This window comes from Vibrio rhizosphaerae (assembly GCF_024347095.1).
GTDB classification, from domain to species: Bacteria; Pseudomonadota; Gammaproteobacteria; order Enterobacterales; family Vibrionaceae; genus Vibrio; species Vibrio rhizosphaerae.
The window spans coordinates 169,195-184,588 of record NZ_AP024904.1; the positions used below are offsets into that span (position 1 = coordinate 169,195).

Below are 15,394 nucleotides of genomic sequence, written 5' to 3' on the forward strand. Positions count from 1 at the left end.
TGCGGTGTGCGTTACGATGGGGCAAGACTGTGATGAAATGGTGCAGGTTGCGCCGGGTTGGCGGTTCTGACATTAAAAAAGGTCAGACATCTCTGCCTGACCAATCGTGGATTATATGGTTCTAGGTGTTCAGATTAGAAATCGTAACGAATACCCGCTTGGAGTTGATCGTCTTTTTTCGTCAGCTGTTCGAACTTGTAGCCGGTATAAACACGCAGGTGACCATTGAACTTATGCTCAACTTCCAGCGCAAGATGATCGACCGTATCTTTGTTATCAACTTCTTGGAAGTTATAGACCGCGATCAGTGATGTTTTGCCAAGCTTGTATTTTGCACCCACTTCATAGTCATCGGCATCAACTTCTTTGCCACCGGTAACGGCTGTTCCTGTGCCGTATAGTGCACCCAATGTTAATGCATCCATTTTGAACTGTGCGCCGATATTAAATTGGTCTTCAGAGTTAGAGGCGTCACTGTCTTGCGTGACATAGCCCAGACCAACCGTCAGGTTATCCGTGAAGCCATACACTGCCGAGATACCGAAACTGTCATTGTCTTTTTTGTCTGAGGCAATATAGTTCGCCTGAAGACTCAGGGCATCGAACTGACCGGAATAAACAAAGTTGTTGTCACGCTTATCTTTGTTACCGCCGATAAGGTCAGCAGCTTCTTCATCGAAGGTATTCATCAGATCAGTAAAGTTGGTGACCTGAACCTGCGCTGAATCTTGCTTACCATAAGAGAACTCACCAATGCTGGTTCCCATACCTGCATAGAAATAACGGTTGGTCAGGTTATCGCCATCCCCGTCACCTTTGCTGCTACTGTTATCGAGTTCTGCTTCATATTTACCAAAGCCATACAAATCATCAGATAGTGCAGTTTTGCCGACCAGATTAACCCGGGCACGGGATTTGTCTTTAAAACGACTATTTGTAGTCGATTCATTTTGGTCGGAAAGATTGAAACGCGCTTCGGCACGACCGCCCACTTTCAGGGTTGTACCTTTGCTATCATAGACTGTGGCAGCAATAGAAGAGCCGGATACCAATGCTGTAAGAATGGCTGTTGTCAGAACTGCTTTTTTCATCTTGTTTACCTTATTCCATTGTGATTGAGCTTCTTTGCTCTTTTTTGTAATGACTGGAGTAAGTTAGAGGGGAAATATGAATATCAGATTGCAATGTTGTTACTATTAGATGTTGTTTTTATTTGATTTTTTTATGATTTTTATGAAAATATGAGTCTAGATTGCTATTCACTGAAAATGTAAATCATAAATACATTCTTTTTATTTATGATTTATTCCTGACTTATATGCTTTTTATGTATATAAACTCGCCTTGCAGCCCTGACCAAGCTAGTGCATTCGCTTATTTTGTGGTTTGATGACACATTCTGAATCACGGTGGTGAAGATTATGAATTTTTTAGCTCACCTGCATCTTGCTCAGGCCTGTCAGTCCAGTCCGCTGGGAAACTTGTTGGGGGATTTTGTCAAAGGTGACCCGCAGGGACGCTACCCTGAGCCCGTTGTGAAAGGGATTCACTTACATCGTTTTGTGGATGCATATACGGATCGACATCCACTGGTGCGAGCACTGAAATCCTGTTTCCCGGCAGAGAGCCGCCGGTTTGCCCCTATCGGACTCGATTTATTCTGGGATCACTGTTTAGCCCGTGACTGGCATGAGCTACATGACCACCCCCTTGATAGATTTTGCCAAACCGTGCATGGGCAAATTGAGCAAGAGTTGACGTTTACGCCACCGGAATCTTTTATGCAGGTTCACCAACGGATGTGGCAAGGGCGCTGGCTGGAGTCTTACGCCGAATTCGAGAACATTGAGTTTGCTTTACAGCGGATGTCGCGCCGCTCACCCCGGATGCAGGCGCTCACCAGCTGTATTCCATCGCTGAAGACTCATTATCAACATTTGTCTGAGAACTTTACTCAGTTCTATCCACAAGTTCTGGAAGCAGTCAGTGTGGCATCTGCAGAGATGGAATCAGGGAACGCATGATGGTATGGATGAACGCCTCAGACGATTGCTTCTTTAGCTGTCTGTCGTTGCCGGATTTTTTCCGAGAGCATAATAAAAATCAGACAGAACCCGCCCATACACAGCACCACCGTCGCCAGATAAATCGTATTGTTATCGGGTAACCGGGCAAAGTAGGTTGAGGTCAGACTGACCAGAATCATCTGTAAACTACTGTAGAGCGCACTCATTCGACCGCCGGATGTCGCCGGAAACAGTTGCAGTGCTGAGGCGATGGTATTACTGAATATCAGCGCCTGACCGAAGGTGGCAATCATGAATGGAATCATCAATACATAAATATTTTGGTATCCGTTCAGGTTGGCAAAGAGCATGGCTGCCCCGGCAGTGAGAATTAAGATGCTCCCGAGCAGACATGAAAAGTAAATGCCGTGTTTCAGAACCATCTGACGGTTCATCAATGCTGCCAGATAATAGGGCACCCCAATAAGAACCGCGAGATAGCCATACTCATCCGGAGAGAAGTTAAAATTGCCCTGAACTAAAAATGGGGTCATCACGTTGTAGGAAATCACAATGCAGTAGGCAAAAAATCCCCCCAATACGTTGATCATAAACTGCGAATTGGTTATCGCATGAAGATAATCCTTCAGGGTTATTTTTAATAAAGGAACCTGCTGTTTGTCCGGGGTTGCTGTTTTGGTTTCCGGGAGATAGAAAAAGCACAGGATCATGATGAACAGATCAAACAGAGCCAGAAAAATAAAAACGGAGGTCCAGTGAAAGGTCTTGGTCAGCAGGCCGCCAATCACCGGGCTTAATCCGAAGCCAAGTGCAAATCCCATCGAGAGATAGGACGATGCACTCGCCAGTTCTTTTCCGGAGAAAACGTCCCGGACAATCGACCGTCCACTGGTCAGTAATCCCCCACACCCCAGACCTTCCAAAATGCGGCATAAGATGAACACTTCAAACGTGGCACTGAATATATTGCCGACAAATCCGATCAATGCCAGTAGTAACGCGGTAAACAGAATCGGCTTTCTCCCGATGCGGTCAGAAATCGGACCGAAAAACATCGGAGATATGCCAAAGCCAATGATAAAGCAGGTCACGGTGAGTTTGGTCTGGAATTCATCAATCACCAGACCACGACTGATTTCAGGCAACGCAGGCAGATATAACGCAATCGACGCCTGACCCAAAATTGTGATGATCAGGATGAGTTTTTTAATGTGTGATTGTTGAGACTGAGCGCTGTGCATTTGGAGTCCGTGGTGTGTGAACGATATTCAGGATTGTATTCAAATGTGATCGGATTAATATAAAGATTCTTGCAATACAGCTTTGCGTAAGGTGCAAATCAGTGAATCATTATCCGAGTTCTGAGCAGCTTTTTTTATTCTCGACGGTTGTTGATCAAGGCAGTTTTTCCAAAGCTGCTGCACATATGGGGGTGCATGTATCCACTGTCACCCGACAGATAGACCAACTGGAGCAACGTATTAAAGCGAAGCTACTGATTCGTTCAAGCCGGTTTTTAGGGTTAACGGAAGCGGGGCGATATCTTTATGAGAAGTCGAAGCCGCTGTTAAAAGATCTCACCGATACAATGGAGACGATTCGTGCGATAGAGTCGTCAACATCAGGTGTTATCCGCATGAGCTGTTTGCCGACCTTTGGCAAAATGATCGTCATCCCTTTTCTTGCTCAGTGTCGCCGACAAGAGATAAACCTTGATATTCATTTGAATTTAACGGAAAGACTGGTTGATCCGATTGTTGAGCGTCTTGATCTTGCCATTCGCATCGGTGAACAACCCGATAGTAGTTTGTATCCGCAAAAAATCGGGACTCAAACATGGCACATCTGTGCCAGTCCGCAGTTATTGGCCCGCTATTCTGCTGAGCAGATTGGCCAGTTCAACCATTTGCCGCTGATTGATAAATGCGCCGAGTACAACTCGCTGTGTTGGAAAGGGCTGGAGAAATCAAATGTTATTGCGGCCAGATGTGACGATTTTCATGCACAGTTGATGCTGGCAATGGCAGGCATTGGTGTTTGCTGTTTACCGAATTGGGTGGTTGCGCCAGCAATTGCCGCCGGAGAGCTGGTCAAAGTGATGGATGATCCGTTTGATCGGTGTGAAACGATTTATGCCCTCAGACCCTTTCAGCAAGCCAGTGCCAAAGTGAGTCTAGCGATGGCGGGGATTGAAACTGCGCTGATCACCATCTCCGGGACGATGTCTGCCGACAGTCAATGAGCCTAACATGGCTCATTGACTGGAAGAAACAACCAACCGCCGTCATCAGCTCACGTTACTGATCCGTAAAGCGGGCAAATTCAGCGGTGTATCGTTCTCCGGCAACACCGAGTTGCGTGCTGATCTCACTAAGCTGACGGACTTCATCGGCTTTGAGTTCGAGACTGGCGGCACCGAGGTTGTCATCGAGGTGAGCAATTCGCCGGCAGCCCGGAATCGGCACAATGTCATCGCCCTGATGGAGTAACCAAGCCAGTGCGATTCTGGCTGGCGTCGTGGCCTTGTCTGCAGCGAGCTGACGGATTGCATCAACCAGCCGCAGGTTGGTGGCGTAATTCTCGTCACTCAGCCGCGGATCGCCCCAGGCCCGAAAATCATTCTTATCGTAGGCGGAAGCGGGTTTGCTATCACCGCTCAGAAATCCGCGTCCCAAGGGGCTGAATGGGACTAAGCCTATCCCCAGCTCGCGCAGTACGGGCAACGTCTCATGTTCCAGACGGCGTTCCCACAATGAATACTCACTTTGAAGTACCGACACCGGACATGTCTGGTGCGCTTTACGGATAGTCTTCGGTGATGCTTCAGATAAACCAAAATAGCGAACCTTTCCCGCATCAATCAGTTCGGCGACTGTCCCTGCAACGTCTTCAATCGGCACGTTGGGATCCACCCGGTGTTGATAAAGAATATCAATATAATCGGTCTGGAGCCGTTGCAGTGATGCATCCACCACGTCTCGGATATGTTCCGGGCGACTGTTGAGTCCGATGGACGCACCGTCACGGATATCAAACCCAAATTTGGTCGCAATGACGAGCTCTTGCCGCTGACTTTTCAGTGAGTTGAGCCATTGGCCCAGTAATTTTTCATTGGTATAAGGCCCGTACATTTCAGCGGTATCGAAAAAATTAATCCCTTGAGCCAGCGCATGATTGAGTGTGGCGAACGATGCACTGTCATCATAACCCCCATAAGCATGACTCATGCCCATACAGCCTAACCCTAACGCTGAGACTTGTAGACCTTGACTTCCTAAACGACGCTTTAGCATGTGTGTATCCTTATCATTGATGAACCAGGCTATTATGCGCACATTGACATTGTTTATTAATACTTCAGAATATTCATTAACTATGAAGTATAAGATTGATAATTATCTCGCCTCAATCATGCTGAACATCATTTGTCTCAAGAGTCATATCAATGAAAAGCAGTGAATATACAGAAATGAAAGCGTTTAAAGCCGTTGCTGAACAGGGGAGTTTCTCTGCTGCCGCGAAGGTATTACGCATCACGCCCTCGGCCTTGAGTCAGATTATTAAACGTTTGGAGGATAATCTGGGCAGCCGGCTGTTTAACCGGACAACGCGCAGTGTGGTACTGACAGAAATCGGGTTGCGGTTTTATCAGCGTCTGCGACCGGCACTGGATGAAGTCGAAGCTGCATTGAATGAAGTGAAGACTCAGTCGGGCGCACTGGCCGGCACGGTTCGGTTACACCTGACTACGGCTGCGGCCGATGCGATCTTACAGCCGGTTTTAGGGCAGTTTTATCGGGCATATCCCGATATCGTGCTGGATATTCTGGTCGAAGATGCGGTGATTGATTTGGTCGCGGATGGATTTGATGTCGGGATCCGGTTGTGGGAGTTTGTTGAGCAGGACATGATAGCCTACCCGATCGGGCCGAAAGTCCGTATGTGTGCTGCAGCTTCGCCTCAGTATCTGGAAAAGTATGGTTGGCCTGAAACCCCGGCTGCGCTGCGTGAGCATCAGTGTCTGAACTGGCGACTTTCCGGTGACAGAGCGGTGTATCGGTGGGAGTTTTTCCAGCACGGGCACTGGTTCTCAATGGCTGTCGATGGCCCCTTGATTACCACCAGCAGAGAGCTGGCGGTGACAGCGGCCTGTGAAGATCAGGGCATTGTTTTCTGGACGGAAGATAAACTCAGACCTTGGTTAGAGCGGGGTGAACTGGTGTCCGTTCTGGATGAGTTCTGTCCGTTCTTTCCGGGGTGGCATCTCTGCTATCCGCGTCACCGGCATACGTCCAGTGCTTTGCAAGCATTTATTCAGTTTATGCGTCAGGCTTATCCGCTGCCGCTGCCGCTGCCTAATGAAACAAGAACATCGAGTGATTGACCTGACTTACCCCTTCCGATAACAGACTAACAGCAGCCTGTTATCGAAAATCAGCTTAACACTTGCCTTTTTTCGCCTGTCCCGGTGGGCAGAATTTGCCTTGATCATTGGTTTCCGTGGTATTGACTTTCACCTGAGTATCATTGATTTTCCCTTCAACCCGGGTCAACTGGCAGCCGGATAAAACGATGGATGTGACGGCAATCATGAGCAGCTGTTTCATATATTCACCAATAAAATATTTACGTATTTACTTATATATAATAGTTGGCTCAAAGGCATGTTTGTCTGGAAGATGTAAAAATAGTCGCGATTGATGAATCTGAGATACAGTCGGTTACCGGATGGTACGATAACCGATATGGGCGGATTTGATACGGGGGAGATGATTGATATCGGTTTATTGAGAGGAACCGATATTCGGTGCGCTGGTATTTTATACGCTGATATTTGATACGCTGATATTTTATACAAATACACCGTAAATCGCATGACTCAGAATTCGATCCCCGACTTTTTCCTGATGGCTGATAATCCCTTCCAGTGTCATGCCTAACCGTTCACAGACGGCTCTGCTTGGCAGGTTGTCTGCCGCCACAGCGATCTGAACTTTTTCGACCTTGAGTGTTTCGAATGCGTAAGCGATCAAAAACCGACAGGCACGGGTAATAATGCCGTTTCCCTGATATTGCTGGCCGAGCCAATAACCGATTTCGGCTTTTTTAAGCTCATGATCAATACTATTAAAGCCAATATTACCCACCAGTTCGCCGCGATATTCAATCGCGCAATCCAGACCATCGCCATCAATATATTTATACCGTGAACCTTGAATAAAGGTTTTGAAATCGTCGGTGGAATGACAAACTCTGGGCCAGTTTAACCACTGTGAGAGGTATGGTTTATTTTCTTGTACGAGCTCGGCGTATCGGGACGCAAATGATTCATGCAGCTGGTATAAAATAATATCCTGATCGATCGTCCATTTCAGCATAAGGTAATTTGATTTCCTCTCAACTATTGCGGGTTATATTGATTTTTGGTCATTGAAAGTCATCTATATATTTATCCAATATACATTCAAAGCTCATCCTATCAAACAGAAGATAAAATGCCTGTTTATTTTATCTGCCGGTTATCTGCTGGCAAACATTGTGATGCTCTGTCGTATTTTTATTCTTGTTCATGAAATTCTTTACAGGCAAAAAAATTATCGTGTTATGGTTTGGTGGAATATATGAGTTTATAGGCATATATTATTTAAATACTGTACTGAATAATGGAGAAACTATGAAACTAAAAAATACGATATCTATCGCATTGTGTACGGTGGCATCTTTCATTTCCGTGAGTGCTTTTGCCGTCGATAAAGATGCGATTGCAGCTCGGTTGGCATCTCAGTTACATGATTCAGTCAATTTGAATCAGCAACTTCAACAGATCGAACGTTCACACACACCGATACGGGTTAACACATTTTTAGCGCCACAATCTTTTTTAGCACCGCAAGGTATGCAGGCCCCTCAGGCAGTGAGTGACAGCACGGAAATGTGGTTATTCCTCCCGGCGGATCGTGCGCTGAATGATGATATGTCCGATCTGGTGGTGGCGTATCCGCCATCCGGTGATGAAGCGTCATGGACGGAAGTGACCGGTTATACGCTCAGCGGTGATAAAACCTCGCTGGCGGTCGATCAGGAACCCAATGTCCCGGTGCTGGTAGTCGATGACAACGGTTATTACGCGATGAAAGAGGGCATGGAAAAACTCAATGCGCTTTTACAAGAGAATGGTTTACAAGAGAGTGGATTGCAGGAGAGCGGCTTAGAAAAAGGTTTACGGGAAAAAGCATCGGCAGCACCTCAACAAGGTGTTCAGGTTCAGGCAGCAACCGGATTTGATGCAACGAAATTAACCAAGGTGAGTGTTAAAGATACCAAAGAGCCTTGGATTAAAGGCCCGGCAGAAATATACAGTCTGGTCACGGGCGTCGTGACGAACAATAAACCGCAAGTGATTGCTGTTGAAATGCCGTATTTGGATTACAAAGAGACCAACTATTATCCCAATCAAATCGTAATCAACTGGTCTGCATATGATTATCGCGTGGTTGATTTGTTGATGTATGAACACGATTCAGGAACCAACTATAAAACCTTGGTGCAAGCTTTGGTCTCGGCTATCGGTGCTGCCGGGTCGCTTGCCGGCTGGCCTCCGTCTTCAGCCGTTGCTGAGATTACCAACCGGGTGATTGCAGCGATGCCAGATTCTGTGTTTGTTGATGACGATGATTTTGTTGATGCCTGTTATACCCTTGAGCGCGGTAAGTCTTATGCGGATTTCCATTGTTCAGCGGACAATGCCACTATCAGTATGGAACCCTTCTTTGTTGAACCCAATTAAGCCCTGAAACGCATGAAACCCTGAAGACAAGACAATCCGTGACTTACGACGGTATTGTGTTGATCTGGAATGGCAAGTAAAAGTCCGGCCTCAATCGCCGGATTTTTTATTTTTGGCATATCCGTATTTTTCTATGCTGATGGCCTGAGGGTTAACATCTGTGTGTTCTGATGCAAATTATCAAATCGCAATATTGTACAATTTTTTTGTTGCAGGGTCGGTTATGATAGGACAAAAACGACAAGGGTAAGGAATCAGCACACCATGACAATGATGACAGCTGCGCATCACGCTTCAGATTCGCCGATGAGGCTATTTTTCCGCGGGGCGTTGGCGATGATGCCTTTAAGTATTGCGGTACTACCTTGGGGGCTATTGGCGGGATCTTTTGCGGTCGAATCCGGGTTAACCGTGATCGAGAGCCAAGCGTTATCTGCGATTTTATTTGCCGGTTCAGCCCAGTTGGTTGCCACTGGGATGCTAAAAGCCGGTGCCGGATTGTTTTCTCTGCTCCTGACGGTCTTTTTCATTACCTCACGCCATTTTCTCTACAGTGTGTCGATGCGTTCAAAAATCAGCCCAATGCCATTGCGCTGGCGGCTCATTCTGGGATTTTTACTGACCGATGAACTGTTCGCTTTACTCAACCATCAGGATGATGCCCGCTTTAACCGCTGGTATGCATTCGGAGCCGGGTTTAGTTTTTATCTGTTATGGAACATCGCCACGCTGGTGGGGATTGTTGCCGGTCATACGATTCCGCAACTTAATTCGATGGGGCTTGATTTTGCCATTGCAGCCACTTTTATTGCGATTGTCATTCCGAATGTCAAAACAGTACCAGTGACAGTTGCCGTCCTGACGGGACTGGTGATGTCGGTTCTGTTGAATTTATATCAGGTGGACGGCAGTCTGGTGATCGCCAGTCTGTCTGCGATGATCGCCGGTTATGTGACTGAAACTTATCTGGAGGGGAAATAGTATGGTGCTCATCCAAATTATAGCTATGGCAGGGGTGGTGTTTCTCAGCCGCTATCTCTTTTTAGAACCTAAATTGCCCTTGCGTTTAGGCCCTCATTTACATCGGTTTTTGAGCTATTCCGGTCCGGCCATCTTAACGGTGATCTGGGCGCCGATTGTGTTTATGCCGGAACAGTCGTTATGGATTCACTGGCACAACCCTTATTTGTGGGGCGCTTTAACGGCAGGAGTAATCTCTTGGAAAACCCAAAATGTCCTGCTCACCACCGTGTTGAGCATGATGGTGTTTTTGGTCCTTCATTTGGTGGTGTTTCCGGCATAACGGCAAGGTTACTGAGCGACCCATTCAATCTCGATTAAGGTTTTGTCTTCACTCTTCAGCCGGGCAAGAAACACATCACCCGCCTGAACAACGCCAACACCTTTGGGGGTGCCGGTCATCACAATATCCCCGTCTTCCAGTGTGGTATAGCGTTGTAATTCCTGCAAAATGGTGTTTGGCGGGTAGATCATTTGCGCGACGCCGCCCTGTTGAATACGGACGCAGTTGATCAGTAATTCCAGATTGAGCGTGTCGAGCTCGATATCTTTGAGCGCAATAAACTTACTGAAGACCGCCGAACCGTTGAATGCTTTGGCCCGTTCCCAAGGGAGTCCCTGTTTTTTCAGCTGGGATTGCAGATTTCTTTTGGTGAGATCCAGCCCGAGTCCAACCCCGTGAAAGCGGTTATTTTTGACTAAAAAACAGATTTCAGTTTCGTAATGCAACGGTTCTTCATGGTAGGCATACAACCGAGACGTAATACTACTGTTGGGTTTATGAAATACCACCATCTGCTCAGGTACGGCATTATCCAATTCATGAATATGCTCGATATAATTTCTGCCGACACAGACAACTTTTGACGGTGTGATTTTCCGGTTGCCAAAACGAATGGTGTTCATGAGCCTGCCCTTGATAAAGTCTCTCCTGCGAACCGCTGAAATGGCGTGTTCAGCGGTGGTCAGAGAATAGTCTATCCGATCTGAGTCAGAATGAATATTAATTTATATTCAATAAGTTATTTGCTCTCCAGAATGCAATCTTAAACTCAGAATTGTGCGTGATTGAGCCATAGATGCGTTGCAATACTGGCCGCATAGCCTAAGACAATCACCGGTGTCCAACGTAAATGACTCAAAAAGGTATACTGCCCGTGAGATGCGCCCATCAGCGCAACACCGGCAGCAGAACCAATCGATAGCATACTGCCCCCGACACCCGCCGTCAGCGTGATCAGGAGCCAGTTGCCGGTAGACATGACCGGATCCATGGTCAGTACGGCATACATGATCGGGATGTTATCGATAATCGCAGAGAGTGCGCCCATGAAAATATTCGCCCATTGTGCCCCCCAATGCGGATAGATGGTGCCCGAGATCAGGCTGAGATAACCCAACAGACTCAGGCCACCGACACTCATGACGATGCCATAGAAAAACAGCAAGGTATCCCATTCGGCATGGGAAATACGTTTAAACACGTCAAACGGGACGATTGACCCCAGCCGTTTCAGGGTGGTTTCGTCATGGTTAGCTTGTGCGAGGGCCTTTTGTTGCGCGAGAAAACGGGGGAGCGACTTCTGGAGGTAATAGCCGAAAAACTGCAGATAAGCCAATCCCATCATCATGCCGACCACCGGCGGAAACTCAAATAAGGCGTGAAAACTGACCGCGGTCACAATCGTCAGTAAGAACAAGGCCACAATCCGTTTTGCCCCCCGTTTGGGGGCGATATGCTCCTGCACAAGGTCAGGACAGCCTTTGGGTAAAAAGCAGGACATAACCAGAGCCGGTACCATGTAATTGACGACCGACGGAACGAAGAGATCAAAAAACTGAAGAAAACCCGCCATACCCGCCTGCCAGACCATCAGGGTGGTGATGTCTCCGAACGGACTGAACGCGCCACCGGCATTGGCGGCAATGACGATATTAATACAGCACAGGTTGACGAAAGACGGATTATTTTCACTGACTTTCATCACCACCGCACACATCAGCAAAGCTGTGGTGAGGTTATCCGCGACCGGTGAAATGAAAAAAGCGAGTAAACCGGTCAGCCAGAACAACGCTGCATAGCTGAAGCCTTTACTGACCATCCATGAACGCAATGTGTCAAACAAGCGCCGCTCTTCCATCGCGTTGATGTACGTCATCGCCACCAGCAGGAAGAGCAGTAGTTCAGCATATTCCTGCAAATTTTTCTCGAACGCTGCTTTGGCAACTTCAATTTGATCGATTTGTTGATACGAGAAACCGATAATGGCCCAGATAATTCCGGCAGCTAACAGCACTGGTTTCGACTTTTTGAGCTTGATCGTTTCTTCAAAAGTGACCGTGATATAGGCGAGCACAAAGAGAATCACACAAGCGTAACCCGCCCAGGAATCTGTCATATCAATGGCAAATGCGGCGCTGGAATGGGTCGATGCAACACTGAGAAAGGGAACAAACAGGAGTAAAATCAAAAAGCGTCCGGCTGATCTTGTCGTCATCACGTTATCCTTCTGATGAAAAAGCACATTCAGTGTAGGCCGCATTTACCGTGCTGACTGTGAGTCGAATCAAAATCAACCATATTCAACAATGTTCAATGTCCACGCTTCACCTTTGGTTCTCAATCTCCGACGTTTAAACCCCAATGGATTGTATTGAGGGCATTCATCCGTGAACAGGCCCGATCACACCACCATTGGCAGTGTTGATGCAACCAGCAGGAAAGCCATGGTGTAGTTAAACCATAAAAGATGCGCTGGTTTTCTCAGTAAGGTACTGATCTGCTTGCCGGCAAAAATCCAAGTGGTGCCGGAAGGAATATTAATGATGATAAAAATCACAGCCGTCCAGAGCAGCCCTTGCACGCTTGCCGAAGGATTATAGAGGCTCACCGCGGTGAGTGCCATCGACCAGCCTTTCGGGTTGACCCACTGAAACAATGCTGCGGCATAGAAGGTCATCGGTTGGTAGTCACCGGTGGCTATCTTGGATTGACTGGTCGCGATCTTGATTGCCAAATAAACCAGATAGGACAGGCACAGCCATTTGAGCATCGGTTGCAGGGTCGGGAAAGCGTGGAAAACACTGCTCGCACCGATCCCGACCAGAAACAGCATCGCCCCAAAGCCAAGAGTGACGCCCAGCATATGAGGGAGCGTGCGGACAAAACCGACATTTGCCCCGGAAGTCATCAGCATCATATTGTTTGGCCCGGGCGTGAATGTTGCGGTAAATGCAAAGAGTACAAGTGCGGGGAGTTGTTCAAATAGCATGGATTGGTCTCTGATGATTGTTAGTTATGTTAATAAACGCAATCATAACGAGAATAGGGCGCAATTTTGTGTTTATATTGAATGTATCATCCGCTTTTGGACAATAAATCGTTTCTATTTAGCTTATTGGAGAAATAATCTTGCAGGGTGTAATGAGAGTGGACAATGTGAGCAGGAGAGCGGCAGAAAGTACAACTCTGGGAGATTTGCGGAACCAGAGACAGTACCACATCAACGCGCCATACTGTCATTGGTTCGATTACTGACTGGTGTTCTATCAGTCTCAGTGAGTATATTGTGCCAATAAACGTTTCAATGCATCCGGGTCTTGCTGTGCAAGCTTATCCAAAGCCTCTTTTGCAGTGTTTCTTATGTTCTCCTGATGCGTTTTTTTCACCGTTTCAACTTTATCCAAAAGTTTAGTCAGTTCTGCAACCTCTTTGCTTTTACTATTCTTACTTAACTCAAGAACCACCTTGGCGAGCAAACCTAGCTGAGTACCGTAACTTGCAACATGACTCACGATCTCTTTTTCTATCGCTTGATTGCCGGCAAAATTGAGTTCGATTTGGGGGGATAAAAAGTTATTCCGGGCATTAATCTCTTGTTCAACCGCACCGCTTAACGGTAAGTAGATGTCTTTTAACCAAAATGTAAACCATGGATTCATATCTTTCACCTTAATCAATGTGATGTACTGATATGACAATAGTCCACTTTGCGACAGTATGTGTTTGATTGAATATAATAAGTGTGATTTTCTACGTTCATCACGCAGTATGATGGTGATGACATCAATCCCTTTGCCGCATGCTGGCATCAATTTCCAGTTGCCAGTAGCCGACGGAAATGTGGCGATTAAACTTGAAACCGATATCGTGGAACTCACCGACCTGATTGAACCCCAGAGATTCATGTAGCCGAACACTGGGTCGGTTCGGCAGGGCAATCACACCCATTACGTTTTTAATCCCTTGCTGTTTCAGGCGTTCGATAAGCTTGCGATATAATGCGCGCCCGAAGCCCTTTCCCGTCGCCGGAGATGCTAAGTAAATGGTTGATTCTGCGGTAAATCTGTATGCAGAACGGCCATGCCAAGGGCTGGCATAAGCATACCCCATCACTTCATGATCCACTTCTAACACCAGATATGGGAACCCTGTGTCCAAGATCTTTTGCAGCCGTGCGCCCATTTGATCGACTGATAAGGGCTGCTCTTCAAAGGTGATAGTTGTATCCCGGATAAAATGATTGTAAATCGCGGTGATCGCCGCGGCGTCATTTAAATGCGCGTTTCTGATATTCATGCGTCCTCCCTGACGCTAAAAATCTGATTATGACCCGACCCATTTACTAATGCCAATCGCTTCCATAATAAATTCGACAGACAACGCAGCCAGTATCATCCCCATCACTCGGGTCAGCAGAGACGCCCCGCCAATACCAATAATTCTGATAATTTTGCCCGAGAAAATCAGTAAAAACAGTGTCGCAGCTAAAACCGTCAACATCGTCAGCGATGTAACGACCTGCTCCTGAATCGTATAAATATTGTTATCTGTAATCAGAATGACGGCCAGAATGGCTCCGGGAGATGCTGTTGCAGGAATCGCGAGCGGAAACACGGCAATATCATGCAGCGGCTCTTGTGTTTCGTTTTGATTCCCATTGGAAAATATCATCTGGAGTCCGAACAAGAACAAAATGACGCCGCCAGCAACCTGAAATGAGATAAGGCTGATTCCCATCGCGCCAAGCAGTAACTGTCCGAGAACAATTGCACCGGTCAAAATGAGCGCGGCATAAAAAATAGTCTTATATGCCGTTTTTCTGCGCTCGGCGGCAGATAGCTTGGGTGTCATAGCCGCAAACAGCGCCATGGTACCAATTGGGTCAACCGTTGCCCAAATCACTAGAAAATCGTGTATTACCTTGTCTATCACTGGCTTTGTAGTCCTTATTTCATAATCAATGAGATGAATTTTCCTCTTGCGAGGGGCTGTCACGGAAGTGACGAATCATTTGTGTCGGAGGCATCGTGGCATCGACTAGAATAATGGTGGTTATCCTAAATCTTATGCGCAGAGATGGAAGTCTATGAGCCCTAAATATGACGAAAAATTAACGATCAATGCAATCTTTATTTTGTTAGTTTCTATTGCTGAAAGTGAAATGCCGGTTTTAGCCCCCCACACCTTATAGGGCCACTTCTCGCACAGGTCACAAGGGGGAATTATTCTCATCGTTTCAATGCGCTGATTCAGTATAGTCTTCTATGCTTAGGCTGA

The 15,394-nt window shown here is 46.8% G+C and carries 17 protein-coding genes; 6 read left to right on the forward strand and 11 right to left on the reverse strand.

Annotated elements, in window-relative coordinates; all coding sequences use genetic code 11:
• Nucleotides 1-134 precede the first annotated feature (134 nt).
• Entirely contained in the window at nt 135-1,091 is a 957-nt protein-coding gene (locus OCV37_RS15950) for a porin (RefSeq protein WP_038180257.1), read from the reverse strand.
• A 330-nt stretch (nt 1,092-1,421) separates the two neighbouring features.
• Here OCV37_RS15950 and OCV37_RS15955 point away from each other — a divergent pair, with 330 nt between their 5' ends.
• The gene (locus tag OCV37_RS15955; protein ID WP_038180264.1) at nt 1,422-2,024 is read left to right on the forward strand and encodes an acyl carrier protein phosphodiesterase; all 603 of its coding nucleotides are present in this window, start codon (nt 1,422-1,424) and stop codon (nt 2,022-2,024) included.
• 17 nt (nt 2,025-2,041) lie between these two features.
• On the opposite strand, the gene OCV37_RS15960 is transcribed toward OCV37_RS15955, so the two are convergent.
• A complete protein-coding gene (locus tag OCV37_RS15960) occupies nt 2,042-3,268 on the reverse strand; it encodes a multidrug effflux MFS transporter (protein WP_038180265.1) in 1,227 nt (408 codons plus the stop codon).
• 101 nt (nt 3,269-3,369) lie between these two features.
• Here OCV37_RS15960 and OCV37_RS15965 point away from each other — a divergent pair, with 101 nt between their 5' ends.
• A complete protein-coding gene (locus OCV37_RS15965; protein ID WP_051680465.1) occupies nt 3,370-4,269 on the forward strand; it encodes a LysR family transcriptional regulator in 900 nt (299 codons plus the stop codon).
• A 55-nt stretch (nt 4,270-4,324) separates the two neighbouring features.
• Here the strand turns inward: OCV37_RS15965 and OCV37_RS15970 are convergent, their stop codons facing one another.
• Nucleotides 4,325-5,320 (reverse strand): aldo/keto reductase, encoded by a 996-nt coding sequence (locus tag OCV37_RS15970; RefSeq protein ID WP_038180268.1) that lies wholly within the window; start codon nt 5,318-5,320, stop codon nt 4,325-4,327.
• Nucleotides 5,321-5,472: 152 nt separating this feature from the next.
• Here OCV37_RS15970 and OCV37_RS15975 point away from each other — a divergent pair, with 152 nt between their 5' ends.
• On the forward strand, nt 5,473-6,411 hold the full coding sequence (locus OCV37_RS15975; protein ID WP_051680467.1) for a LysR family transcriptional regulator: 939 nt from the start codon (nt 5,473-5,475) through the stop codon (nt 6,409-6,411).
• A gap of 55 nt (nt 6,412-6,466) precedes the next feature.
• Here the strand turns inward: OCV37_RS15975 and OCV37_RS15980 are convergent, their stop codons facing one another.
• Both OCV37_RS15980 and OCV37_RS15985 read right to left on the reverse strand, forming a co-directional pair.
• The gene (locus tag OCV37_RS15980) at nt 6,467-6,634 is read right to left on the reverse strand and encodes a hypothetical protein (RefSeq protein WP_169739358.1); all 168 of its coding nucleotides are present in this window, start codon (nt 6,632-6,634) and stop codon (nt 6,467-6,469) included.
• Nucleotides 6,635-6,877: 243 nt separating this feature from the next.
• On the reverse strand, nt 6,878-7,405 hold the full coding sequence (locus tag OCV37_RS15985; RefSeq protein WP_038180271.1) for a GNAT family N-acetyltransferase: 528 nt from the start codon (nt 7,403-7,405) through the stop codon (nt 6,878-6,880).
• Between the two features lie 296 nt (nt 7,406-7,701).
• On the opposite strand from OCV37_RS15985, the gene OCV37_RS15990 reads away from it, so the two are divergent.
• The 3 genes from OCV37_RS15990 (at nt 7,702) to OCV37_RS16000 (ending at nt 10,117) form a co-directional block, all read left to right on the forward strand.
• The gene (locus tag OCV37_RS15990) at nt 7,702-8,814 is read left to right on the forward strand and encodes a DUF3103 family protein (RefSeq protein ID WP_038180272.1); all 1,113 of its coding nucleotides are present in this window, start codon (nt 7,702-7,704) and stop codon (nt 8,812-8,814) included.
• A 270-nt stretch (nt 8,815-9,084) separates the two neighbouring features.
• On the forward strand, nt 9,085-9,795 hold the full coding sequence (locus tag OCV37_RS15995) for an AzlC family ABC transporter permease (protein ID WP_084717449.1): 711 nt from the start codon (nt 9,085-9,087) through the stop codon (nt 9,793-9,795).
• 1 nt (nt 9,796) lies between these two features.
• On the forward strand, nt 9,797-10,117 hold the full coding sequence (locus OCV37_RS16000) for an AzlD domain-containing protein (protein WP_038180274.1): 321 nt from the start codon (nt 9,797-9,799) through the stop codon (nt 10,115-10,117).
• A gap of 8 nt (nt 10,118-10,125) precedes the next feature.
• Here OCV37_RS16000 and OCV37_RS16005 read toward each other — a convergent pair whose 3' ends face one another.
• The 6 genes from OCV37_RS16005 to OCV37_RS16030 all read right to left on the reverse strand — a co-directional run bounded on the left by OCV37_RS16005 (nt 10,126) and on the right by OCV37_RS16030 (nt 15,049).
• Nucleotides 10,126-10,740, reverse strand: a complete 615-nt coding sequence (locus OCV37_RS16005) for a fumarylacetoacetate hydrolase family protein (protein ID WP_038180275.1) — start codon at nt 10,738-10,740, stop codon at nt 10,126-10,128.
• Between the two features lie 146 nt (nt 10,741-10,886).
• Nucleotides 10,887-12,332: a sodium:proton antiporter NhaD gene (gene nhaD, locus OCV37_RS16010; RefSeq protein WP_038180277.1), complete on the reverse strand. Its 1,446-nt coding sequence runs from the start codon at nt 12,330-12,332 to the stop codon at nt 10,887-10,889.
• Between the two features lie 186 nt (nt 12,333-12,518).
• Nucleotides 12,519-13,106: a LysE family translocator gene (locus OCV37_RS16015; RefSeq protein ID WP_038180279.1), complete on the reverse strand. Its 588-nt coding sequence runs from the start codon at nt 13,104-13,106 to the stop codon at nt 12,519-12,521.
• A 283-nt stretch (nt 13,107-13,389) separates the two neighbouring features.
• Entirely contained in the window at nt 13,390-13,776 is a 387-nt protein-coding gene (locus tag OCV37_RS16020) for a hypothetical protein (RefSeq protein ID WP_157634937.1), read from the reverse strand.
• Between the two features lie 124 nt (nt 13,777-13,900).
• Nucleotides 13,901-14,413: a GNAT family N-acetyltransferase gene (locus OCV37_RS16025; protein ID WP_038180283.1), complete on the reverse strand. Its 513-nt coding sequence runs from the start codon at nt 14,411-14,413 to the stop codon at nt 13,901-13,903.
• Between the two features lie 27 nt (nt 14,414-14,440).
• Nucleotides 14,441-15,049 carry a MarC family protein gene (locus OCV37_RS16030; protein ID WP_038180289.1) on the reverse strand — a complete coding sequence of 203 codons (609 nt, stop codon included), beginning with the start codon at nt 15,047-15,049 and terminating at the stop codon, nt 14,441-14,443.
• Nucleotides 15,050-15,394 lie beyond the last annotated feature (345 nt).